The organism is Paenibacillus sp. NPDC058367 (assembly GCF_042723305.1).
Lineage (GTDB): Bacteria > Bacillota > Bacilli > Paenibacillales > Paenibacillaceae > Paenibacillus_AQ.
Genome location: NZ_JBHXIZ010000006.1, coordinates 256,672 through 282,250, shown reverse-complemented (window position 1 = coordinate 282,250; position 25,579 = coordinate 256,672). Strand labels below are relative to the sequence as shown.

Genomic DNA, 25,579 nt, shown 5'->3' with positions numbered 1-25,579 from the left:
TATGAGGGGTTTAGAGGAGGCTCGGCTTAACAAATGATCTATTTAGACTATAACGCTACAACACCTGTAGATAAGGAAGTAGCAGAGGTTATGATTCCTTATCTTTATGGTCATTTTGGCAATCCTTCAAGCAGTCATTCTTTGGGACAAGAAGCTAAAGTCGGAATCGAGCGAGCAAGAACACAGGTGGCTAATTTCCTGAATTGTACGCCGGGTGAGGTGCTTTTTACAAGCGGGGGCAGCGAGTCGAATAATACAGTCATCAAGGGCGTCGCCCAAACGTATCGACATAAAGGCAATCACATTATTGTGTCTGCTGTGGAGCATCCTGCGGTAATTAAACCGTGTCAGTATCTGGAGCAGTTGGGCTACACGATTACTTATGTACCTGTTGACGCGTATGGAATGGTGCAGGTAGATGATGTGAAAAATCAGCTTACAGACCAAACTATACTAGTCTCCATTATGCACTCTAACAACGAAACGGGCACGATTCAGCCGATCAAAGAAATAGCTGAGGTCTGCCATGAACGGGGTGTCCTTGTACATACCGATGCTTCGCAGTCCGCTGGAAAAGTAGAGCTTGATGTGGCTGAGTTAGGGGTGGATTTTCTAACGCTGGCAGGCCATAAATTATATGCGCCAAAAGGGATTGGAGCATTGTACATCCGAGAGGGCATTCACATCGAGCCATTAATTCACGGAGCGGGTCATGAGCAGGGGAGACGTGCCGGAACGGAAAACACCCCTTATATTATTGGATTAGGAAAAGCCTGTGAGCTTGCTTCGGACTCTCCATCCAGAGAGCGTGTGAAAGAAGTAGCGGATTATTTCTACGATAGATTGCAGAAGGCGTTTGGCGACAGAATTCACCTGAATGGTCATAGGCATAAGCGATTGCCCAACACGCTTAACGTTAGTTTTCTTGGAGCGGTGGGTCACGAAGTGATTGCTTCGCTGGAAGATGTGGCTGCCTCAACAGGCTCAGCTTGTCATTCTGGAGAAACATTGATTTCACCTGTTCTAAAGGCAATGAATGTCTCAGCAAGTATTGGGCAGGGAGCGGTTCGTTTTAGTGTGGGACGGTATACGACTAAAGCGGAGATCGATGAGGTTATCGGTAAGCTGAAAGAGTATTTGTTGTGAGTGGATTGCCAGGGATAGCTAAGTTTGCTCAATAGCGTCTCTCCGGATCGAAAGATTAAGAAATTTTAATCGAATATTATAACAAAAGCATCTGTTACTCCTTTAGTAGGGAGGGAAGATGCTTTTGTTTGTGTTAGTGATTATACAATAGTAAAGCCTGCACTTGCATAACCAGTGACTGTATTTACAAGGGTAAGACCTGTAGCAGTGGCTGAGAATACCATAAGAAGACGTGTCTGCGGTGTTATAGCAAAATTGATACCATTCGTAATTCCGCTGACAAAAGTTCCTAAATTAATAGTACCAGTGATAGATGGAAGTGGTACTATTGCACCTGGAATAGGAGTAAATGTGTTATTTGGTGTGGCCGATTGGTACAATTGCGCTGTTACATTTATCGTAGTACCAAGAAGCGATAAAGCAATGGTATTACTGAAGTATGCAGCAATAGATGTTATCACTCCTGAACGAGGAACGGACATTGCAAAGTTGATAAGAGGTCCAAGAACAGTACCTGTCAAATCTATATTTCCACTAACAAGAGAAATGCCTGTGGCTGAACTTCCGAAGCCTATAAGGCTTGTTGTTCCCACCAAACCACCTAAAACCGTGGTCATAATAATTGGTCCACCAGATGCCAGTGGAATGATTGCGCCATCACCGGTTGCCCCAGTAACTCCTGTAACTCCGGTAACCCCCGTAGCTCCAGCAAGCCCGGCAGTACCCGTAGCCCCCGTAGCTCCAGCAAGCCCAGCAGTACCCGTAGCCCCTGTCGGCCCCGCAAGCCCGGCAGTACCCGTAGCCCCCGTAGCTCCAGCAAGCCCGGCAGTACCCGTAGCCCCCGTCGGCCCCGCAAGCCCGGCAGTACCCGTAGCCCCCGTAGCTCCAGCAAGCCCGGCAGTACCCGTAGCCCCCGTAGCTCCAGCAAGCCCGGCAGTACCCGTAGCCCCCGTAGCTCCAGCAAGCCCGGCAGTACCCGTCGCACCAGTCGGCCCCGCAAGCCCGGCAGTACCCGTAGCCCCTGTTGGTCCAGCAAGCCCGGCAGTACCCGTAGCCCCTGTCGGCCCCGCAAGCCCGGCGGTGCCTGTAGCACCCGTCGGCCCCGCAAGCCCGGCAGTACCCGTCGCACCAGTCGGCCCCGCAAGCCCGGCGATGCCTGTAGCCCCTGTCGGACCAGCAAGCCCGGCGATGCCTGTAGCCCCTGTCGGTCCAGTTGCCCCTGCTCCAGGTCCTGTCGGTCCCTGTATTCCTTGCGCGCCTTGAGGACCCTGAGGACCTTGAGGACCTTGGAGTCCTTGGAGTCCTTGAAGTCCTTGAAGACCTTGAGGACCCTGCGCCCCTTGAGGTCCTTGCGCTCCAGTCGCGCCTGTCGCTCCACCAGCAATTAGTAAATAATCTGACGAACTACCTGGTGTTCCTTTGGGTCCGGCAACAGTAGCTATATAAGTGCTGCCATTAAAGGTTACTACTTGACCCGCTGGATACAATGGGCTTTGTGCCGGATTAAAGACTACAATACCTTGCAGCCCTGCACCAGTGGCTCCTTGAGGTCCTTGAGGCCCTTGAGTTCCTTGAGTTCCTTGGGGTCCCTGAGGACCTTGTGGCCCCGTCGCACACTTAATAGGTAAGCCGAGCGCTTGTGAAATAGAAGCTTGAATATGTCTGATTTGAATTACCAACTGATCTTTGCAATGAGAGTCTATTTTCGTGGCGAGGATAAAAGATAATAACTCGGCTAACAGCTGTTGAAGATTAGTACCCACGCTCACGACGGAGAAGGGACTGACCTCAGTAGATACAATGGTTATTTCTACTACAGAAAGAAGCTCCGTTCTAAAAGGGCTGCATATCCTAGCCTCATGCAAGAATTCCATGAGCTCTCTTAACACTCTTTGAAGATTGGAAATATGAAGTGTAGTGGGATTCGTAAGTGCGGGAGGTACCACTGTAGCAAGCTCTGTGACTATTTTTAATAGTGCAGCACACTCTCTTTTTCTGACAGGACTGCTTATTCTTCCTTGTTTGTTTAGGATAGCGTCACCTTTAAATGGTCTATGATAATGATCCGACATGCTTCTGTATCTCCTCCTTGAGCTTCTCCTTTTCATACCTTTAAAAATTGGGAACCTGCCCAATCAGCATATTCAGAGAAGCTGAAGTTGTTACAGTAATCGCTCTGGAAGTCAATACACATGAACCTACATTAAAAAGGCAAGCCACCGCTAATACAGTAGCCTGTCTTTTTTTGATAGAGTAGTTTAGTAGTGTTATTGATCTGTACTCCGTTCGGATTCTCACTCAGCCTTCAGTTTTATGAACGAGTATTAGAACGCCTGTATTCCATCGGCGTGATGCTGAAGTTGCGTTTGAACATCCGATGGAGATAAGAACTGCTCGTGAAACCGGTCATTTCAGCAATATCCGATACGGACAGATCGCTCTCTTTCAAGAGGCGACATACTTCCTGCATTCGTACATCCATGATGACATCCACAATAGCTGTCATTGTTTGCTGCTTATAAAGACGGCTGACATATATAGGTGAGAGGTTAAGCTCATCAGCAATCTGGTTCAGGCTCAGGCTGGGGTCCATATAAGATTGATTGATTTTTTGGTTAATTTGACGGATCAGATCACTTTGCTTAGAGCTACGTTTATCGGCCTGTAATTCCTGAATATCATCGAAGAGTTGGTGAAAAGCTTCTTCAAGCTCCTTCATCGTCTCGTAATTCTCAAGTGAAGGTATCTTGAGGATATCTTCCACAGATGTAGAGCTGAGCTTTTTGATATTATCGATGATTCTCTTAATTGTTAGCGTCACCCTGGATAGCGTTAGTTCTAGTATATAGTAGGGGTATTGGTCCAATTCGCGCACGATGTCAGAGAAATAGCTACGGGCTTCGTCTGTTCTACCACTGGTGAGGGCATCGACCAGCTTTTTCTCGTTATCCGCAGGGTAAGAGTATAGGTTATTCTGCAATTCGTTAATCTTCTCTGCGTTGATTAGGCAGCCATGCCCATAAAAAAGTCTATGTTTAGAAGCTTCTTTGGCCTGGCTATATAGGTGGTTCAATCGATCTGGATTATCACTAACGGGACTGTACACTAGCGATAATCCTATTTTCAGATAATCGCAGCAAGCCACACGGATTTGTCGCAGCAGCACTTCGATCAATTCTGTATCGAGAGATTCAGCGGACGACATACTGCTAAGTAACATAACTACGCTGTCGTCGTTCATATCTACGCTTTCCACTTGATAAGTCTGACCGCAAATTTCCGAAGCAATATTCATGATCGCGAACTTGTATGCAAGTAGATAAGCACCTCGCTCTTGTCGCAGGGTATTGTATTCATCAATACGCAGCAATACTAGCCGATAGCTCTCGTTTAAGCCGAAGGCAATACTCAGCTGCTCCAAATCACTTGGCCGGCTGCTGTGGGGTGATTTAATACCGAGAACAAGATTACGTAAAGAATTCTGTCTAATCGTAAACATACTGTTGCGCTTGTCAGCTTCAAGGCTATTCATTCGGCTTACAATGGAATCAATAGGAAGGTAGAGGCGTTTGGATAGCATTCTAGAAATGATAAGTCCGAATATTAAAATAATCAAAGAAATCAGTAGTGTTGTATTACGGATTTGGTTGGTCTGTTCTGTGATCACATTATATGGAGTAATGCGAACATACTGCCAACCAAGAGAATCTGGTGAAGTATAGGACACTAGTGATTTCTGGCCTTTAAAAGGAGCTGTGAAATAACCTGCGGAGCGGTCTTTAACTTTATGCTCTACCCAGCTGCTTTCATCCCCTGAGAGCTTCTCCAATGTCAGCTTGTTCCCCGATAGAAACCGATCTTGGTCATCAAGAAGATAAGTGTTACCACTACCGGCGGTATTGCTGTTAGCCAACTCCTTGTTTATCCAAGCTGCTGATATATTAACAATAACTGCAGAATTGATGGCGCGGTCCCAGTTGATCGCATCATAGCAGAGATAAGTATAGACAGCGATAGCTTCTGATTTGGGTTCGCCGATGGAATAGGTGCGTGGGATCGGAGTGAATGTTTTGTAATCCTGATAATGATTCAACATCTGTATGATTTCAGTGTCCTCTAACTCTCCTGTGGAGTACACACCATTCTGCCCTTGCGCCGCTGAGATATATATAGTGTCATTATTCGGATTATAAACATAGATGGATTCAATGTATGGCATCGAGTTCAGATAGTTTCCGAGATCCGACATTGCAGCCGTAACCTCATAAATGGAAGGTTTGTTGTAGAACAACAGATGGGAAATAGTGGAGGTTCTGTACAGCTGAAATGAAAGCGTTTGAGCGACTTCAGCCATGTTGACTACTTTTTTGCCAGTCTGAGTTAGATCTCTTAGATCGGAACGGAAGGTCTGAGTCTTCTCGACGCCGATGTAGTATGTATAGTACACGATTGTAGAGACCAGAAGAGTTAACGAAATACATAGTGTAATCGTTGTTAGCAGCTTGCCATACAGCAGTCTTTTTCTCCGTATATCATTATTCTTCATAATAGCCCTCCCCCAAAATGTATGCGGCTTATTGGATAAGGCTCTGGATGAACTCTAGATATGAAGTCCTCTTATTATAATTGCCCTAGAGTGAACAGAACAGTGGAGTAACACTAGAATGTTGTATTTTACCAATATATAGCTGTGAAGAAAATAAATATTTGTGCACATATCATCATTATTTTCGGGATATTCGAGTGCACTCCCCTATGTACACTGGCATTAACACGATTCATCGCTGCTTCATAAACATCCTTATTGTTCATTAGCGGTTTCTCCAGTTTGTGCAGGAAAGCTATGAAGCTTCACTTCTGTGTTCAAAAGAACCACCCTATAGTGGAATTATGCAGTTTCTACATTAAAGGGAGTGAGAGACCTTGAGCCAAACCTCATCCAAAGGAATCTCAACCGTCGAACTTGGCATCCAGGCCGATGGAAGAGCACGCTTACGGACGACAAGAAAGAAGAAGGGATTTATTTATGAACTGATACACAATCGGATGATGTTTCTGATGCTGCTGCCCACCTTGATCTTTTTCTTAGTAAATTCTTATTTTCCAATGGTAGGTATCTATTATGCGTTCACTCAATTTGACTTCAACAGCAGTATGTTTAATTCCAAGTTCGTCGGCTTGCAGAATTTCGAGTTTCTCTGGAGATCCGGCACACTGGTGAAGCTGACGATGAACACGATAGGTTACAACATCGCTTTTATTGTACTTGGGAATGTGCTGGCGATTGCTTGTGCGATTCTCTTAAGTGAACTGAATGGGAAATGGTTTAAAAAGATTAGCCAATCGATAATGTTTCTACCATATTTCGTATCCTTCGTCATTCTAAGTGTTATTGTCTACAACCTGTTCAATTATGACAGCGGTTTCTTAAATACAATGCTTACACAATTTGGGCTTGATCCGGTGGATGTTTACAGCAAACCCTGGGCTTGGATTTTTCTAATTATTATCTTCTATCTATGGAAGAATCTCGGTTATAGCATGGTTATCTATCTAGCAGCGATTACAGGGATCAGTGATGAATATTATGAAGCGGCTAAGATCGATGGCGCTAATATTTTTCAACGGATTTGGTATATTACAGTGCCAATGCTGAAATCAACCTTTGTGGTGCTGCTGCTCTTTGCGCTCGGAAGTATTATGAAAGGGCAGTTTGATCTGTTCTATCAATTAATAGGAAACAACGGGCTTCTCTATAATACGACGGATATTCTAGATACCTACGTGTATCGCTCGCTTAAAGTAACGTTTGATGTGGGCATGGCTACTGCTGCCGGGGTCTATCAGTCCTTGTTCGGTTTTGTCCTCATCATGACGGTTAACTATATTATTCGCAAAATAAATGATGACTACGCCCTGTTCTAGGAGGACAAGAAATGAAAATTCAAAAGGATAAATATACACGGATGCTTCATGCAATCGCCTATGTGGTCATCATTGGACTGTCGGTTGCTTGCCTGCTGCCCTTTCTGCTAATTATATCCGCATCATTAACCAGCAATGAATCTATTATCCGGGATGGCTATCATCTGATTCCTGGTGAGTTCTCTCTTGAAGGCTACAAGACGGTGTTCATTTTCCCGGATGAAGTACTGCGTGCTTACACGGTCACCATCGTCACCACTGTAGTGGGAACGACATTAGGACTCTTCTTCATGACGATGGCTGGTTACGTGCTGGCCCGCAAGGATTTCAAATACCGCAATACCTTTTCCTTCTATATATACTTTACGACCTTGTTTGGTGGAGGACTTGTTCCTTGGTACATCATGATTACTAAATACCTCGGTCTGCTGGATTCCTATGCTGTATTGGTGCTACCAGGCCTGATGACACCGTTCTTAATTATTTTAATGAAGAATTTCGTTAAATCAGCAGTCCCTGAGGAGCTATTTGATTCTGGGAAAATCGATGGGGCCGGTGATTTCAGAATCTACTGGCAGATCGTCCTCAAGCTCTCCATGCCAGGGATTGCTACAGTCGGATTGTTCCTTGCATTGTATTACTGGAATGACTGGTTCACATCTTCACTGTTCATTAATGATACCCATAAATATCAACTGCAGTTCTATCTGTACAATGTTATCAATTCAGCGCAGTTCATTGCACAGATGGGCGCTGGAACTGGGGTGTCTCTGGCTACAGAAGTCCCTGCTGAGTCTACCAAAATGGCCATGGCGATTGTTGTGACTGGACCAATTCTATTTCTGTATCCATTCGTTCAGCGTTACTTCGTCAAAGGGTTGACCATCGGAGCTGTAAAAGGTTAGAACCGTAACCTTACCCCTACCCGGGTTTAGGTAAAGTCGGCTAACATAGAAGCATAGTGAAAAGGGAGGATTCAGATGAATAAGCTACGGGGCAAGAGCATGTCTATTCTGCTCACGTCAGTACTGAGCTTGGCTCTACTGGCAGGCTGTGGGGGGAATTCTAGTTCCACGAACGGGGAAAATGCAGCGGTAAAAGAGAGTAATAGCGGCGGGAATACGGCTCAGAGCACCAATGCTGAGACTGAGGAGAAGTCGGGGCTGGATACATCGAAGAAGGTAGAGCTGCAGTTTTATATGCTGGGCGATGCCCCGAAAGATCTTTCAAGTATTGAATCGCAAATTAACAAGATGGCTGAAGAAGATCTGAATGCAACCGTTAAATTCAACTATACGACTTGGACAGACTGGGATCAGAAGTACAAATTGCTACTATCTTCTGGACAATCGATTGATTTGATTTTTACTGCGGATTGGACACAGTATCAAGCTTATGCTAAAAAAGGAGCTTTTTTGGCTATAGATGATTTGCTGCCGACGGCTGCTCCAGCGCTCCAGCAATTTGTACCGCAGGATATGTGGGATGCAGTTAAGATTGATGGCAAGATTTACACTGTACCCGCGACCTATAAGGAATATGTAACTAACGGTTTCGTATGGCGTGAGGATCTGCGTAAGAAATACAATCTGCCTGAGCCAACAGATCTGGCCAGCTATGAGGCTTATATGGAAGGGATCAAGAAGAATGAACCGAAGATGTCGCCGGCATCCTTTAACAGTGATGTGAGGGGCAATCTGCATGATGTCTACACTACACTTACCGCGATGGTCGGAAGTCCGCTGCCTTATGGTATCGGAATCAAGTACAGCGATCCTTCGAAGGCTTATCTTTACTGGGGCTCGGAGGAACATAAAGAAGAACTGCTGACCATGAGACGTTGGCAGGAAAAAGGCCTAATCTCCAAAAATGTATTGAACGTGAAGGACACTCTTCAGGCTCCGGTTATTGCGGGTAAAGCGGCATCCATCTTCGGTGATAACCCGACTCGCTTCAACGATACGCTGATGAAAGTTAAAGCAGCTCATCCAGATTGGGAGTTGGGTTACTATCCTTATGGTCAAACGATCGGTTACGCAACACCGGTGCATCCTATTCATAATGGATTTGCTATTCCGAAGGGCAGCAAGAACCCGGAACGTGCATTAGCCTTTTATGAGAAGATGGTTTTGGATAAACGTTATAACCAGCTGACACAATACGGTGTTGAGGGAAAAAATTATAAGGTTGATGCAAACGGCTATTATGAGCTTATTGGAGATGCTTCTACGAACGGCTTCACTCGTGAAGGGATGAACGGCTGGGCATGGCGGAACCCGGAATTTATGTTATTCGACAAATCCTATGATGGCGTCAAAGAGATTTTCGCTGAGCTTGATAAGATTCAGAAGCCGGATATCTTCACAGGATTTGCTGAAGATTACACCTCTTATCAGGCTGAAAAAGCGGCGCTGGAACAGGTAGAAAAGCAATACCTGTATCCGCTGCAAGCCGGATTGGTAGAGGATGTTGATGCGGGTCTAGCTACCTTCATGGAGAAGGCTAAACAAGCCGGCCTTGAGAAAATTCAGGCGGAATATATCAAGCAATGGAATGCTTACGTACAGGAAAAGGGTTTGTAATAAAGAAGAGCAAGGGATGTTCCTTAAGCCATAAAGGCGGGGGAATATCCCTTTTTTTGTATTCTAGGAGACTACGAGAAGCGCTGGCGGAATTCCCGCGGAGTGGTTCCCTCAATGCGGACGAAGCTGGAGCTGAAGTAAGGCGCTTGATTGAAGCCGACCTCCTCGGCGATCCGGGCAATCGTGTAACTGGTCTGCATCAGCAATAGCTTACTCTGCTGAATTCGGTAGTGCAGCAGGTAATCCATAGGTGCACAGCCGTATTCCTTTTTCATGCAACGAGCGATATATACAGGATGAAAGTTCAGGTTCTCCCCTAGCTGCTGTGCTGTAATGCGCTCACGGAAATGACTGCGCAAATAGGAGGCAGCTTGCTCTGCACATATTTTGGAGGGAGAGGGACGCTCATGACGCAGAGAGGCAGATAATTGCTGGAGAACCTCTTGGAATAGCAGCTGCTGCTGAAATGGAGTATCGCTCAAATGGGAATTAGGCGCTAGTTGATTCAGCTGCGAGAGCAGTTCCTCCATCTTGGACGGTTGCAGCAGAGAGGTATATTGGGGCAGCTGTAAGGTAAAAGTGCGTATATTAAATTCGTCTGAATGAAGAGGATGCTCCACTCTGGTGTGTTCTGTCTCTGGTGTTGAAGCTGTAGCCTCGGAAATATTCCAATCGCCCACTGTCTGAAAATGCAGCCAATAATAAGAGGTGTGTTCCTTGCAGCTGTCCGTACTGAAATGATGGCTATCTGGACGAAGAAGCAGTGCCTGACCTGCACGTACCTGAAAGGTGAGACCTCCTTCATTCATATATAGGCAGCCCTGCTTGACTACAAGTAAGTCAAAAACCTTGATATTGTGGCGGCTCATGTGGTAATGCCCTGGTGAGAAGGTGTGCAATCCACTTACGATATAATAGGGCATTGGCGGGACGGTAAAATTAATAATGTTCATGGAGAGATCTCCTTTTATGAGGTTGAAATAATGAAATTATTGGTTTGAAATCTGTACCATCACCAAAAGTATATCATCTATAATTTAGTCTGACCTAAAGAAAAAATATGCTGTTTCTTAGGTCCAGTATGCATGTTTGGTTTAAGGGGAGGTTTATTTAGTGAAAAAAGAAAGACAGGGCTTTGGACTATGGGTATTGGCTTGGCCTATATTTATAGAGGTGTTTCTACAGACCCTGCTAGGTACGGTGGATACGCTCATGGTCAGCCGTATTTCAGACGATGCAGTCGCCGTAGTCGGCATTTCCAATCAATTGTTTGGTGCGTTGACCACACTTTTTACCACCTTTGCGGGCGGAGCGGGGATCCTGATCGCGCAAAGAATGGGTTCAAAACGTTTCAGCGAAGCGCGTACGATTGCAATTATGGGCGTATCGGTTAGTCTCATTCTTGGTATTGTCGTGAGTATCATCCTGTTCTTCTATGCGGGTCCAATAGCGGGGATTCTAAATATATCGCCTGAGCTATTATCACTGTCCAATATCTATATCTCGTATGTCGGTGGCGGTCTGTTTTTGGTGGGGATGATTGCTTCCCTTGGAACAGCGATTCGTAATACAGGGAACACCAGAGGACCAATGTACACAGGGGTCATCATAAATGTCATTCACATTATTCTGAACTATACCTTTATATTCGGGATGTTCGGTCTGCCACAGCTAGGGCTTGCGGGAATCGCAATCTCAAGTATTATCAGTAGACTGGTCGGTGTGATCATGCTGTATACCATGTTTAGAGGTTCCTTCGAGATTAAGATTAGACTTAGGGATTTCCGTATATTCAACGGCAAGCTATTCAAGGAAATTATAAGGATTGCTTGGCCTCTAGGGATTAATTCTTCCTGCTGGGTGTTCTCTCAGTTGATTGTCTATTCCTTTCTAGCCGCACTGGGCGCAGAAGCGTTAGCCGCACGGACTTATCTCAATACCTTAGAGTCCTTTTGCTTCACGTTAGGGTATGCAATCGCGCTGGCTGGACAGATACAGATCGCGCATTTGTTCGGGGCAGGGAAGCTGAAAGAGGCTTATCGTAGTGCCTATCGCACGCTGTATATCGGCTTGGCTATTGTATCAGCGAACATGTTACTGCTATTTCTTTTCGGCAGGAATCTACTAGGTTATTTTACTTCCGACCCGCGGATTATTGCGATTGGGATTTCCCTACTGGCCCTAAATCTCCTACTGCAACCTTGCAAAATGTTGAATATGGGCATGGGTAATGCGCTGAACGCCATCGGCGATACCCGTTATACGATGTATACTTCCATCGTGTCTATGTCCATTATTGGAGTGGGATGTTCTTACTGGTTTGGAATCAGCTTAGGCTGGGGGCTCACAGGGATCTACTGCTGTATGATTGCTGATGAATTTGTGCGGGGGATGCTTGTTCTAATGCGCTGGAGAGGGAGGAAAGTTATCCGTCAGGCGGATATTGGTTTGAGTGAAGGGAATGCCTCACTACATGGAGCCGGGAAAAGAAGTACTTCGTTAACTATATGAGCGGGACTCTATAAGCCGACCATGGTGGGCAATGGAGTCTAATGATGTCTTTTTGCACCAATAGTGTCTCTGGGGTCCGATAGTTGCCCAAAAGAGCCGTTTTTTCGAAAATAGCGACTCTGGAGTCCAATAGAAAGTTTGAGAACTGCAAGTAACATCGAGCGACAACAAACATCAAGCATTCCAAGCACCACTGAGCACCCTAAGTGCGCCAAGCACTAATCCCCATCTGCTGCGCAATCGCCCACCGAGCTGTGGGTGTTTGGGGATGTTTTCGGAGAGAGGCTACCCATGAGTAAATAATTACTTAAGGGTTAGCCTCTTTTTTGTGCGAGTATAAAATTTAAGTTTGATGGTTCTGAAATTTGATTATTCATTCATATAGAATTTGATTCTATGATATAAATGAGTTAGCCTTTAGAGCATGGGTACCTGTTTTATGAATACATACTACTGAAGGGTTTGAGGAAAATGCCGTTAAAATGGAGAGGCTTGACGATCCTAACACTGCTCTTAATGATGATACTAATATCGGGATGTTCTAATGGTACCGTTCACGTCACGGTGAATAAGAATCAAAGCGTAGATTTAGCAATGAATGTGAAATTGGATTCCCGAACAGAAGCATTGATCAGCGATAAGATGGAGAAGAGTCTGACAGACAAACTGAAGGAGGAAGGAATTCAGCTAGAGAAAAGACAAGAAGGTAAGTCTACAGTCTATGAAATCCAGAAAAATTACGCTTCATTTGAGGATATAGGTTCAACCTCTATGGGGCTGGATATTGTGGATCTACAGCTCGTTACTAAAAAGAATTTGTTATATACCACGTATGATGTTGAGGCACAGCCTCAATTTAATAGCTATGTGGATACTATTATGGATAACATGGGGACATTGAGTTTATCAAAGCCGATTATTCGGGCGGTGTTGAAAAACTTTGCATTTGATTTTAAACTAACGTTGCCAATAGATCTAATTGGTGATAATAATGCAGCTGTTGATGAAGGCAGAACACTTACCTGGAATGTTACGCTGGGGGATACGGAGCCGATCAAAATGCAGCTTTATGTGCCAAATGTATGGAACATAGTGATCGTGTTAATCATCCTAGTGGTGGTGATCATTGCTGCGATTCTATTTTTCGTCAGAAAAAGAAAACACCGTAAAGCAAATCGTGCTTAAATGGTTCGAGATATGTATTGATAGTGCCGGGAAGCCATGCTGCTTTACCGGCTTTCTTTACTTTATAGCAGGTGTAGAGTTATAATTAGTACCAAGTACTAATATCAGATACTAAATGAAGAGGTGATTGGAATGACAGGTGCAAAAATTACAGCTATCGGAACTTATGTCCCGGAAAAAAGACTGACGAATGCCGATCTTGAGCAGATGGTGGATACTGATAATGAGTGGATTGTGGGGCGGACTGGAATTCGTGAACGCAGAATTAGTCGGCAGGATGAATACACAAGCGATTTATGTGTATCGGCAGTACAGGATCTAATGAAACGTTATGGAAAAAACGTTGAGGATGTGGATATGGTCCTTGTAGCTACTAGTACACCTGATTTTTCCTTTCCCTCAGTAGCTTCTTTGATTCAAGACCGCTTAAATATTCCGCAGACTGCAGGAGCTATAGATTTGAGCGCAGCCTGTGCGGGTTTTGTATATGCACTTCATACAGCTCATAGCTATGTTGCTTCAGGGATGCACCGTAAGGTTCTAGTGATTGGTGCGGATACGATCTCCAAGATTACAGATTATACTGATCGCAGTACATGTATCCTTTTTGGTGATGGGGCTGGTGCAGTGCTTGTGGAGAGTGATAAGCAATCGACGGGATTTCTAGGCTTTCAGCTAGCTAGTGATGGCAGCGGCGCGCATCATGTGTATCGCACGGGTCTAGCCCATACGGTGAATAATATTGAACTGGTAGATACACAGATGCTCGTACAGAACGGACGCGAGGTATTTCGTTGGGCGGTCAGAACCGTTCCTCTCGGTGTACAGCAGCTGCTTGAAAAAGCAGAAGTGGGTCTGGAGCAAATCGATTGGTTTATTCCACACAGCGCAAATATGAGAATGATTGAGCCGATTTGCGAGCGTATGAACTATCCGATGGAGCAAGTGCTGCATAGTCTTGTGAATTTTGGCAATACTTCTGCCGCAACAATTCCCTTAGCTCTTGATTTGGGCATTCGTGAAGGCAAAGTAAAGAACGGGCACAAGATTCTGATGTATGGCTTTGGTGCGGGGCTGACGCAGGCCGGTCAACTGGTAGAGCTGAACTTGGATGAGCAAGTAGGGGAGCCAACTTTATTGTGAGTTGTTCAGGTAAACATAAATAATAAAACTTTGTTAAAGCAACGACCGTTTCTCGGTATTTTTTCGAGGAACGGTCGTTTTTGTTTCATTACTAAAAGTATTTTTGGGCATATATTATGCATGTATTAGGCTACTATTGTGATCATATTCGGCTAATGATATGCAGATGTTATTCGTTTATTAGGCATCTTTTGGTATTGAGTTAGGCGTTTTGACCCATATCACAGCCTTTGGATGCATCTTTTGAAGTTTACAGATATTTAATGCTAGGCAAATAATCCATACCTACAATAAACACAGCAGACCCCAGTCTACCAAAAAAAATAGTATGGTATGTACTTTGAATAGGATGAAGAAAGGAGGAGTTATCGAATATATCCGAGATAAGGGTAGTTAGCTCTTTTGTCGATGGAGAGTTCTTATGGGATTCAAAACTATAAAATAATGCTTGGGAGAGATGATTTTGTTCAGAAAAGGTAGGAAATTTGTTGCATTATTACTGGCACTCACAGTGATTTGTTCCACTATGCCGAATATCACCCCTGTGTTTGCAGCTGAAGAATCTGAGATTCTATCTGTAGATCAACCAACGACTTCTGTACCCACCGGCCGATATGAAGAAGCACAGACGATCCACCTCACAACTGCAACGCAGAATGCTGACATTTACTATACACTCGACGGCACACTTCCGGATGTTCATAGTTTAAAATATAACGCGCCGATCTCGATTTCCAAAACAACGAATTTGTCTGCCATTACGATCAAAGATGGTGTAGCTAGTAAAGGAGTAACCTTCTCTTATATCATCAAGACCAAAGAAAAGCCATTACTCCAGTTTGTAGCGATGTCAGACGTACATGTGGGCTCGCATGCTTCAGCAGATGCACGTTATACCCAATTCTTTGATACGATAGGGTCGATTTTTCCGAACCCGGATGCGATACTCGTCGTTGGCGATATGATTAATGATAATGGGAACGACAAGCCTAATGACCATGTGATGGTTCGGGAAATTTTTGAGCAAAATTTAGCTAGAAAGCAGTGGAATAACACCCAGATCCGAATGGCTATAGGTAACCACGATTCCACCGTTGCTAAAGTCAACGAACATTATCCCACGGACTGGTTCACAAGCCAGCCGAATGGCTATTATGAATCTGAAATCGGTGGCTATCATTTCTTATTTTTAAACGGGAACAACTACAACTCAGATACAGGTCAGCGTAATTGGCTAAAGGGTAGACTTGCAGAGCTCACAGCTGATCCGAAGAATCAGAATACCCCCATCTTCGTGAATGTGCACCAACCTATATCGAATACGGTAATGGATGGGCAACAGGCATCGAATCCTAATCTATATACGGATCTCAAAGACTATCCTCAAGTGATTACCTTCTCCGGACATTCCCATCTGAATATTAGTGATGATCGCTCCATTTACCAGAAGGATTTCACTTCAGTTAACCTTGGCTCCATGTCTTACATTGAATCCGATCGCGGTTACTCCCAAGTGACTAAGAAGGGACTTGAAGGACGTTTTGAATTTCCTGTCAGTCAGGCCGACTTCGTTGAGGTATATGCGGATCGGGTTGAGGTGGATCGGATTGCGTTTAACGCAGATCCTGGAGATATCTACACAGACGGTAAATGGACGGCTGAGCCGCAGCCTCCATTCAACAGTGCGGGTACAGTTGCTGGAGACAAGTGGGTCATTCAGCTAAAAGGCTCAACGAATGAAGCGATTAAGAGCAATTTCAAGTACACTACGGCTAACCGTAATAAGGTTGCTCCTATATTCAATAGTGAACTCGACATAACGAATCAGGATACGGTACCTTTACTTTCCTTTAAGCAAGCGAAAGATGATCAATCTATGCATCATTATGAAATCAATGTTATCGATAAAAGGTCTGGAGTTAGCAGCAAATCTGTGAATGTATTCTCTGACTATTACTTTTCCCCGGTTCCGAATGCAATGAATATTCCACTCGAAGGACTTGCACCTCAAACTTCATACATTGTTCAAGTGACAGCTGTTGATGCCTACGGGAATCGCTCTGCAACGCTAGAGCAATCGTTCACAGCCGGCAATGAAGCACCTGAACTGACGCCAATTGATCCATCGACCATGTGGAAGGACCTAGTGGTCGATATGAGATTGGATGGTAACCTATCCGATGAAGCTAAAGATGTGACAGGGCTTGCAAGTCTAGCAGGCAATGTAACGTATGTCGATGGTAAATCCAATAAAGCTGCGCTCATTGCAGCGGGTAATAGTAATAATATTGATTTGGGCAAGCGTGATGATTTGAAATTCGGAGCAGGAAGCTTCACCGTGTCTTTCTGGCACAAAGGCAATCTTTCCGGGGATCAGACTATCCTTTCCAATAAGAACTGGAATAGTGGCGGTAATCTAGGTTGGTATATTGGACCTGCCTCCACCAATGGTATGACCTTAAATATTAGTGATGGAACGAAAAGAGCGGATATTACAGCATCAAGTGTAGGAACGGAGTGGCATCTCTTTACCATTACAGCGGACAGAACAAACAACTTAGCAAAAGTTTATGTAGATGGGACGGAGAAGGCATCGGGGAGTATTGCCTCGCTTGGTACTCAAAGTGTAGATACAACCTTTAACACGCTGATTGGTGTGGATGGCAACAAAGGAAATGGCGGAGCAACGATTACCATAGATGATCTGAGAATCTGGAAGAGATCGCTCACTGCCACGGAAAACAAAGCTTTGTCGGATTCCTATAAGGGTGTTCAGCTCTTTACCTTTGAACAGCTCACCACATTAATTCATGATGCTGCTTCCTTCCAAATGATCAGCGATAAAGTCAGTGGTGTATCTTACCCGAAAGAACAGCTAGACGAGCTTGCGAAGCAAATTCAGAAAGCCAGACTACTGACGGCAAGTAATAGCCCAACCGAAATTGACCTTGCTTATGTCGAGCTTCAGTGGGTCTATAAAAAAATACAACAGGCAGCAATATATTCCTTTATTCCTAAGAACGCATTCACTATCAACTCCTTTAGTTCTTATGCGGACAATGAAAATGCCAATGCTGCGAACATCCTAGATAACGATACCGCTACGATTTGGCATTCCAAATGGCAGGAGCCTGCAGCCTCATTTCCACATTGGGTGATTATCGACATGAAGGGTAGTAAGAACTTAACTGGTATTGGGCGCACTAGCCGCTTAAGTCAGACGGCTCTGGAATTTCCAAAGGATTTTGAACTCTACGCCTCGGATCAATTATCGGATTTGACCGATCCGGCGTACCTGAGCAATCCGGCGAATAAAGCGATCGGCACATTCCAGAAAACCTGGAAAGGCACGAGCTATCAAGACTTCAATATTTTGGATAAAGCGATACAAGGTAGATATGTGAAATTTGTTGTCACGAGCACCTATAACCCAACCGCTTTATTCACCAGTATGAGTGAAATCGATTTTACTGGTAGCTCAGTGCTCTCTGCGGATACACTTCTACAGATGTCCTTCGAGAATAATTTGGAGGATCAATCTGTAAATGCTATACCGGCAACACCGGTTAAAGATCCACAGTTCGTGAAAGGTCGCGTCGGACAAGCCTTGAGTATCGATTCCAAGAGCTCAGCGCTGCAATATGTTGATCTTGGCAAGCCAACAAGTCTGCAATTCGGCAAGGACAAGAACTTCTCGTTCGCATTTTGGGTTAAATCGCCTTCTGTCTCAGGAGACCCTGCGATTCTATCCAACAAAAATTGGGATTCCGGTGCAAATGTAGGTTATGCCTTAGCGCTGAAGGGAAGTGCACTCCAATGGAACTTTAATACATCCGGCGAATCGCGTGCAGATGCCCAAATTCCAAATGTTGTAGATGGCACCTGGCATCATATCGCCATATCGCATGATCGTGCTTCAGGGCGAGTTGATTTTTATAAAGATGGTGTTCCTGTAAATGTGACCAAAGTTAATGGCACGAACTATCAGGGTATAGCAAGCACCATGACCATTGCAGGTCGAACGGGTACGCTGGATACAGGATTGTCAACCATGATCGGAAATGATGGTACAGGCAATTACAGCAATGCGCTGCAAGTACAGCTTGATGAGCTTCATATGTATGGAAGAACATTAACCGCGCAGGAAGTTTCTAATATGTATAACAGTGCTCCACCGCTTGCTTCCATTGAGGATTTTTCAGGTTCATTAAATCTGATTGGAGCTAAGCACACGGTTCAAGGTACGCAATTCCGATATAATCTAGATTTGCGTACGCCTGATATGACGACTAAAGTGGACAAAGCTGTCGTTGAGATAGCCTATGATCCAGAACAGTTCGAATTTGTCAGCGCATCTCGCGCAACGAAGACAGACGCTTCGATCCCTGGTATCGTTAGACTAGAACTGCCAGGAGGTAATGTCTATAACATCGAGAATCCGCTGGAGTATGCAAAGTCCAGAATCTCGGAGCTCAAATTCAATACGCTTGGTGCTTCCGGCCAAGGCATCATTGAAGTTAAGCATGCGGATTTCTATACTGGATCAACAAAACTAACGATTAAGGCATTTGATTCGGCGCCTGCCGTTATTCAGATCCATGCTAAAGCTTCCGAAGATCTTAATGCAGATGGTTATGTTACGATAGGTGACCTTGCACTTGCGAAAGGCATTTCGGATGAAGAGCTGGCAGATATGGCAACCCAAGCCCAATACCAGCCCTATAAACGTGTAGTTGTCATCGGGATTGATGGTGGGGGTGTAGCGGTCTCCAAGGATGCGCCTTATTGGGAGACGCCTAGCTCCAAGAAAGAAAAGGTAGGCGATCGCCTGCAAATTCCAGCCATTCGGAACATTATCGAGCATGGAGCTATTAGCTATACGGCTAAAACTACTTTACCTTCCAGCTCATCTCCAAACTGGGGTTCGATGATTAATGGTGTTGGTTATGAAAAGCATGGTCTATATAATGATGATACCGCAGCCTACACATACAGTGAATCATGGGACTACCCAACGGTATTCAAAAAAATTAGGGAGGCATTGCCTGCTACTAAACAAACGGTATTCTCCACCTGGAGCAACATCGTTCAGGGGCATATTGAACCTTCTGTTGGTGTCGAAGGTTATTCCCTAGGAGATGAAGCTGATGTAGCGGCGTTCACGCAATACGCTGCTAGCGGCAAAGCGAAAGATACCTCGTTAATTTTCTTCCAATTGGATGATATGGATGGGGCGGGCCATGGTGATGGATTCTATACGAAGTCGTATTATGAGCAAATAAAGAAGACGGATAAGAACATCCAGACCATCTATGATGCTTTAAAGAACAATCATTTGTTGGAAGACACGCTCATCCTCATGCTGCCTGACCATGGTGGGGGTAAAGAGAATGCAGACGGAACTTTGGGCATGGCAACAAGTCATGGGCAAGATGAGCCCCTTGCCACCACAATCTTCTTCGCGGCGAATGGTAGAACAGTAGCCACCGAAGACGGGAAGGAGAAATTATTGCAAGGTGGGAATACAAGAGACTTGGCTGCAACAGTTCTAACTGCACTTGGCCTGAACCCATCCATTGGAGATTCTCATGTCATTGACGGTATGTTCATACCTCAAACCGAACAGAAACAATCGGGTGCTGCGGACTTGCGATTCACAAAATTAGTTGATGCTGCTACACAAAAGGTTAACGGTTATGAAGTATCAATCAACAATGCGACTTCAGATGTGACAGCCATCGATTTGAATGTAGACTCCAGCAGTCTCATCTTCTCATCGATTGAACCGGCTCAACCTGGCGTTAAGATTGTGCGCAAAGAGACGGTTAATGGAATGACAAGAATCATTCTAACCTCAACGAATGGCATTCAAGCAGATGCTCCGATTCTTAAGCTACGAGTATCACCACAAGAAAAGGCTACTGCTGTACAAATTACGCAAGCGATGATTGCAGATGCGAAAGGGCATGAAACGATGCCGAATTTGACCACTGCAACTAAAGAAGTACAGATCTCTCAGGCAACACTAGTAGATCTTCAGGTAAACGGTCAATCGTTGATCGGCTTCACACCGGATCAAATGAACTATGCGATTCGTGTACCGAATAATGTTTCGGTCGCAGAGGTCACTTATAAGGTAGCAGATCCTTTACTAAGCGTTCATGTCATAGGTGGTAAATCTCTGCAAGTAGGCGAGAATCTGGTGGAAGTGCATGTCCAAGCTCCAGACGGCAGCTCGAATGTGTATACCATTATCGTCATCCGTGAGTCAGAATCCTTACCTAACCAAATTCTGCTGTCCGATCTACGAATGAATGGGGAAACTCTACCAGCTTTTGCACCTAGTACGTTGAACTATAACGTAACGGTTCCCTATAGTACGTCGGTAACGGATATTACTTATACGGCATACGATCCGACTAGCGTAGTTAAGATTACGGGTAGTGGAGCCCTTGAGGTTGGTAGGAACGTCGTGAAGGTTACCGTGACAGCTCAAGACGGATTACAAAATATTTATACGATCATCATTACGCGTCAGCCTGAAGCGGAGTCTTCAAGCAATGCAGATCTGGTAGATCTTCGCGTTAATGGAACTACGATTCGTGGATTTGCCTCTGGGCAATACAACTACGAACTGACTGTACCTTACTCAACAACCGTTACGCGAGTAACCTATAGAGCAGCGGATGCTATGGCTACTGTATCGATAACAGGCAGTGGAGATTTACATGTCGGCACTAATATGATCACCGTAACTGTGACAGCTCAAGATGGAACCAAACAGATGTACACTATTTCTGTTATGCGCGAAAATGATACCTCGACAACACCACCAACGGGGGGGGGGAACCCAGGATCAAGCGTTACGCCGCCAGTGGTAGTGAAGCCGGAGCTGCCTGCAGGGGTGGTTGTTATCCCAGATGAACTCTTAACGAAGAGTGCTGAAGGAAACATCATTTTGCAGCTTCAAGCGGATAAGAATCAAGTTATGATTCCGATCGATCAACTCGATCAGATCGGCAATAGGGATTTAGAGATTCAAGTGAATGGGGTTCGTGCCGTTATGTCCTCCAAAGTATTGAATGAGCTTCGTAAGCTTCTGCCATCAACTGCGAAGACAGCAACAATACTTTTGAAGATGAAAGCCATTCAATCGAGTCAACTTACAATAACTCCACCGTATTCACGGGTTAGTGACATCATGGACTTCTCATTACTCATGTCAGATGAGTCCGGTAATAAATATTCACTGAAGCAATTCCCTGTACCCGTGAAGATAACACTACCGATTCTAAATGGAACCAATCCAGCTCTAGCGGGTATTTATCGTATTGAGGAAAATGGAAGCTTTACCTATCTAGGGGGGACGATGAATCCATCCAAAACCAGTCTTACCGTAGATTTAAATCATTTTAGCCAATACGTTGTTCTTTCGTTCCAAAGCAGCTATCGAGATGTACCTGAAAGTCACTGGGCATACAAGACTATTCAGGAACTATCTGCTAAACAAATTGTGAAGGGACAATCTGACGCTATGTTTAACCCATCGGGTTCCATCACAAGAGCAGAATATGCAGCTCTCCTCAGCAGAGCGCTTTCCTTAACTGCGAATAGTCCGACTTCATTCCAAGATGTAGCCGCTGGATCGTGGTACGAAGAGGCGGTCAATGCAACCTTTGAAGCAGGTATTATTCAAGGCGTATCCGAGGATCGTTTTGACCCTAATCAACAGATTACCCGTGAGGAAATGGCAGCTATGCTGGTAAGAGCCTATGCATATCGTACGGGCGTTAAGCCGGAAGCAAGCTCATTCCATGCGACTAATGACAGCTCTAAAGTTAGTTCTTGGGCAGTAACCTATGTACAAGGTGCGCTAGAAGCTAAGCTTCTGACGGGTCATCAGGATGGTAACTTCCTTCCGCAATCGATGACAACCCGTGCCGAGGCAGCTCAAAGTATTTCAAATCTACTTGCGAAATTCTAAAATGAAATTGTAAGTTCCCTACATGAAAAATCCCCTCAATTTAGACAATGCTTAGACATCTTATCGAGGTCTGAGACGTTGTAAACTTTGAGGGGATTTATTTATGTTATACCTTAAAATTTCAATTGGCTTCCGCAGGACTCGCGCACAACAAGTACGGGCTCCACAACAAATGAACCACCACCTGACTGATTGTTAATCAAGTCATAGAGCATATGGGCAGCGAGGATACCAAGTCGTTGTTTGTTCTGACGGATGGTAGACAGTCTTGGTGTAGTATATTTGCAGGCTTCGATGTCATCACAGCCGATGATGGCGATATCCTCAGGGACCCGGAGGTCATGTTCTTTTAATGCACGGATGGCTCCTAAAGCCAGCAAATCAGAGGCAGCAAAAATGGCCTTTGGTAAACTGCCGCTTTGAATTAATTGTTGCATAGCCGTATACCCGCTGGACTCAAAGAAATCGTCGCCATGTACAAACCAACGCCGGTTCAAAGGGAGACCGAAACTTTCGATAGCTTTGGTATATCCTGCTTCCCGTAGATTGGATATTTCTGAATCCGCGGCACTTCCTATAAAACCAAGCTCCCTATAACCAAGAAGGTAAAAATGCTCTACGACCTTAGAGGATATTTGGAAGTTATCTGACATAACAAAGCCTGACTTCTTCCCTTTTAGTTCGAGATCTACCCCGATACAAGGGATACTGCTCATGTCCAGATCGTGGATCGTTGGCTCCATCTTCTGTCCAGATATAATGACACAGCCATCCACATTAAAATGAACAGCGCGCGCGAAGTAATCTCCGCTGCTAATAAATTTTTCGTTCGAAAAGAAGATGAGATCGTATCCCAGTACACCCATTTGTTTCTTGAAGGAGTTTAATACCTCAACGAAAAAAGGGTGCGTAAATTCTACATTAAGCTCACCCGCAAAAATCACACCGATCAGATTCGATTTTTTGGTTGCAAGTGTCTTGGCGGAGTTGGATGGTGAATATCCAGTTTGCTCGATGATCTCCAGGACTCTTTTCTTGGTCTTTTCCGAAACATCGCTATAATTATTCATAATTTTCGAAACGGTCGAGACAGAAACGCCTGCCATTTCGGCAATCATTTTGATATTCATATGTAGTATAAGCCACCCTCCGCTTAATAGTTGGAATATGGGGGAAAGACTGTAGTAGAGCGGTTATTTATGAGTTTTTTTGAATGGAGTGAAGAGTAAAACAGTTGTTTTAAGTCTATTCTTATTGCCGAAACAAGTCAAACGGATATTTTAATACTGAGATATATTCCAAAAAAAATAATGTAAAAAAATTCAAAATTATATCTTTACAAATATGGAAATCTAAGCAACAATAACATTGTCGAAACCGATTTCGATTCTTCGCTTGAATTACGAATATTACGAAATTCGAGGAGTGATGTTTAGGATGAAGAGGAATTTCACGGCAGCAATAGCTGCTATGCTCCTTGTCACCGGGCTGCTATCACCGGTTGGGAGCATGAATGCTTCAGCGGCAGAGCCATTAAAGGGAAACTCACCTGATTCAGCGGCAACGAAAGTGGAAAATGAAACAATCGATGTATTGAAAGCGTTTACGGATGTATCTCCAAGCCATTGGGCTGCAGGTCCATTACAGCGTTGGAGCGCAAATGGGATTATAAGTGGATATGACGATGGGTCGTTTCGACCGGGTAAGGAAGTCACAAAAGCAGAGTTCGCAGCTATTATGAATCGTATATTTAATTATCAGGAGCAATCGGATAAGCTTCCAGCGGATGTGCTGGCTACAGACTGGTATAAGAGTGAAATTGCCAAAGGGATTACAGCTGGATATTTAAGCAGTGATAAGAATAACAATATTTATCCTTCACATGCGCTTTCGCGTGCTGAGGCGGCACTATCCTTGGAGAAAGTGTTTCGTTTCAATACGGACAAAAGTAGCACATCAGCATTCACTGATTTGAACGGAGTCAGTGATGAAACTGCGAAAGCGATAGCAGCCCTATCGAGTGCTGGCTTTATTAAAGGTTATCCTGGAGGTTTGTTTAAGCCTGAGGGCGGAATTACACGTGCAGAGCTTGCTCAGCTTGCTGATCGAATGGTTTCGGGACTCATCTTAAAATCTGGAGAGACTTCGCTTGGAACAGTAAAGGGCAATGTAATCATTAATCATGCCGATGTGGTTCTTAAAGATACTGTCATCCAAGGCAATCTTTATTTAACGGAGGGGATTGCCGAAGGGAATGCGAAGCTTGAAGGTGTAAAGGTAACAGGGACTACGTTTGTACGAGGTGGCGGTGAGCAGAGTATTGGCTTACACAATACTTCTCTTGGGCCGCTTCAAGTAGCCAAACCTAACGGGAAGGTTCGAATTTATGCCAGCGGTTCAACAGCTGTGGGTACTGTGCAGCTGCAATCCGGAGCTATCTTGGAAGAGAGTAGCGATCTTACGGGAGTAGGCTTTGGGGATGTTGAGATGAACGTCGTTCCTCATATTATCTCACTTCGTGGGATATTTGCGGCGGTTCGCTCGGCAGACTCAGCAGTCAGCGGTTCTTTGCTAAGAATCTCAGGAACTGTTGCCAGTCTTACGGTGGGCAGCTCAACGCAATTGACTCTGGAGAACAATGCACAGGTGGCCGCGTTAATCCTGACTGCGAGCGCTGGAGGCACAGCGATTCAAGGTAGCGGTAGCGTAACCTCAATAGATAACAAAGCCGATGGAGTAACGATTGGCGGCTCGCCATTAAAGAAAGGAAACACTAGTAAAACGACACTGCCAGTAGCAACTTCAGCCTCAAGCAGTTCTGGTAATGGAGGTCCAATACCAACGCCAACCTCTACACCTGAAGCAACAGCTACAGCAACTACTACACCAACCGAAACAGCAACACCTACACCGAAACCAACACCAACACCAACACCAACACCAACGGCAACACCAACACCAACACCAACACCAACACCAACACCAACACCAACACCAACGGCAACACCAACACCAACACCAACACCAACACCAACACCAACACCAACACCAACACCAACACCAACACCAACACCAACACCAACACCAACACCAACACCAACAC

At 44.8% G+C, this 25,579-nt stretch carries 13 protein-coding genes; 9 read left to right on the top strand and 4 right to left on the bottom strand.

Features of this window, described 5'->3' with window-relative positions:
* Positions 1-33: 33 nt before the first annotated feature.
* The gene (locus ACFWMP_RS26615) at positions 34-1,146 is read left to right on the top strand and encodes a cysteine desulfurase family protein (protein WP_379425242.1); all 1,113 of its coding nucleotides are present in this window, start codon (positions 34-36) and stop codon (positions 1,144-1,146) included.
* A gap of 140 nt (positions 1,147-1,286) precedes the next feature.
* Here the strand turns inward: ACFWMP_RS26615 and ACFWMP_RS26610 are convergent, their stop codons facing one another.
* Positions 1,287-3,218, bottom strand: a complete 1,932-nt coding sequence (locus tag ACFWMP_RS26610) for an exosporium glycoprotein BclB-related protein (RefSeq protein ID WP_379425240.1) — start codon at positions 3,216-3,218, stop codon at positions 1,287-1,289.
* Positions 3,219-3,457: 239 nt separating this feature from the next.
* Complete coding sequence (locus tag ACFWMP_RS26605; RefSeq protein WP_379425238.1) at positions 3,458-5,692, bottom strand: AraC family transcriptional regulator; 2,235 nt, start codon at positions 5,690-5,692, stop codon at positions 3,458-3,460.
* 500 nt (positions 5,693-6,192) lie between these two features.
* On the opposite strand from ACFWMP_RS26605, the gene ACFWMP_RS26600 reads away from it, so the two are divergent.
* The 3 genes from ACFWMP_RS26600 (at position 6,193) to ACFWMP_RS26590 (ending at position 9,653) form a co-directional block, all read left to right on the top strand.
* Complete coding sequence (locus tag ACFWMP_RS26600) at positions 6,193-7,071, top strand: ABC transporter permease (protein WP_143759548.1); 879 nt, start codon at positions 6,193-6,195, stop codon at positions 7,069-7,071.
* 11 nt (positions 7,072-7,082) lie between these two features.
* Positions 7,083-7,976 (top strand): carbohydrate ABC transporter permease, encoded by an 894-nt coding sequence (locus ACFWMP_RS26595; RefSeq protein ID WP_339798540.1) that lies wholly within the window; start codon positions 7,083-7,085, stop codon positions 7,974-7,976.
* A gap of 75 nt (positions 7,977-8,051) precedes the next feature.
* Positions 8,052-9,653: an extracellular solute-binding protein gene (locus tag ACFWMP_RS26590; protein WP_042191689.1), complete on the top strand. Its 1,602-nt coding sequence runs from the start codon at positions 8,052-8,054 to the stop codon at positions 9,651-9,653.
* A gap of 71 nt (positions 9,654-9,724) precedes the next feature.
* On the opposite strand, the gene ACFWMP_RS26585 is transcribed toward ACFWMP_RS26590, so the two are convergent.
* Positions 9,725-10,606 (bottom strand): helix-turn-helix transcriptional regulator, encoded by an 882-nt coding sequence (locus ACFWMP_RS26585; RefSeq protein WP_379425235.1) that lies wholly within the window; start codon positions 10,604-10,606, stop codon positions 9,725-9,727.
* Between the two features lie 160 nt (positions 10,607-10,766).
* Between ACFWMP_RS26585 and ACFWMP_RS26580 the strand changes: the two genes are divergently transcribed.
* From ACFWMP_RS26580 to ACFWMP_RS26565, 4 genes are all read left to right on the top strand, one after another.
* On the top strand, positions 10,767-12,164 hold the full coding sequence (locus tag ACFWMP_RS26580; protein ID WP_042191684.1) for an MATE family efflux transporter: 1,398 nt from the start codon (positions 10,767-10,769) through the stop codon (positions 12,162-12,164).
* Positions 12,165-12,635: 471 nt separating this feature from the next.
* Positions 12,636-13,349 (top strand): hypothetical protein, encoded by a 714-nt coding sequence (locus ACFWMP_RS26575; RefSeq protein WP_379425232.1) that lies wholly within the window; start codon positions 12,636-12,638, stop codon positions 13,347-13,349.
* Positions 13,350-13,481: 132 nt separating this feature from the next.
* A complete protein-coding gene (locus tag ACFWMP_RS26570; protein ID WP_042191683.1) occupies positions 13,482-14,492 on the top strand; it encodes a ketoacyl-ACP synthase III in 1,011 nt (336 codons plus the stop codon).
* A gap of 463 nt (positions 14,493-14,955) precedes the next feature.
* Positions 14,956-22,476, top strand: coding sequence for an S-layer homology domain-containing protein (locus tag ACFWMP_RS26565; protein WP_379425230.1), 7,521 nt, complete (start codon positions 14,956-14,958; stop codon positions 22,474-22,476).
* Positions 22,477-22,589: 113 nt separating this feature from the next.
* Here the strand turns inward: ACFWMP_RS26565 and ACFWMP_RS26560 are convergent, their stop codons facing one another.
* Positions 22,590-23,606: a LacI family DNA-binding transcriptional regulator gene (locus ACFWMP_RS26560; RefSeq protein ID WP_076285281.1), complete on the bottom strand. Its 1,017-nt coding sequence runs from the start codon at positions 23,604-23,606 to the stop codon at positions 22,590-22,592.
* 307 nt (positions 23,607-23,913) lie between these two features.
* Between ACFWMP_RS26560 and ACFWMP_RS26555 the strand changes: the two genes are divergently transcribed.
* On the top strand, positions 23,914-25,579 hold a 1,666-nt coding region (locus ACFWMP_RS26555; protein WP_379425227.1), incomplete at its 3' end, for an S-layer homology domain-containing protein.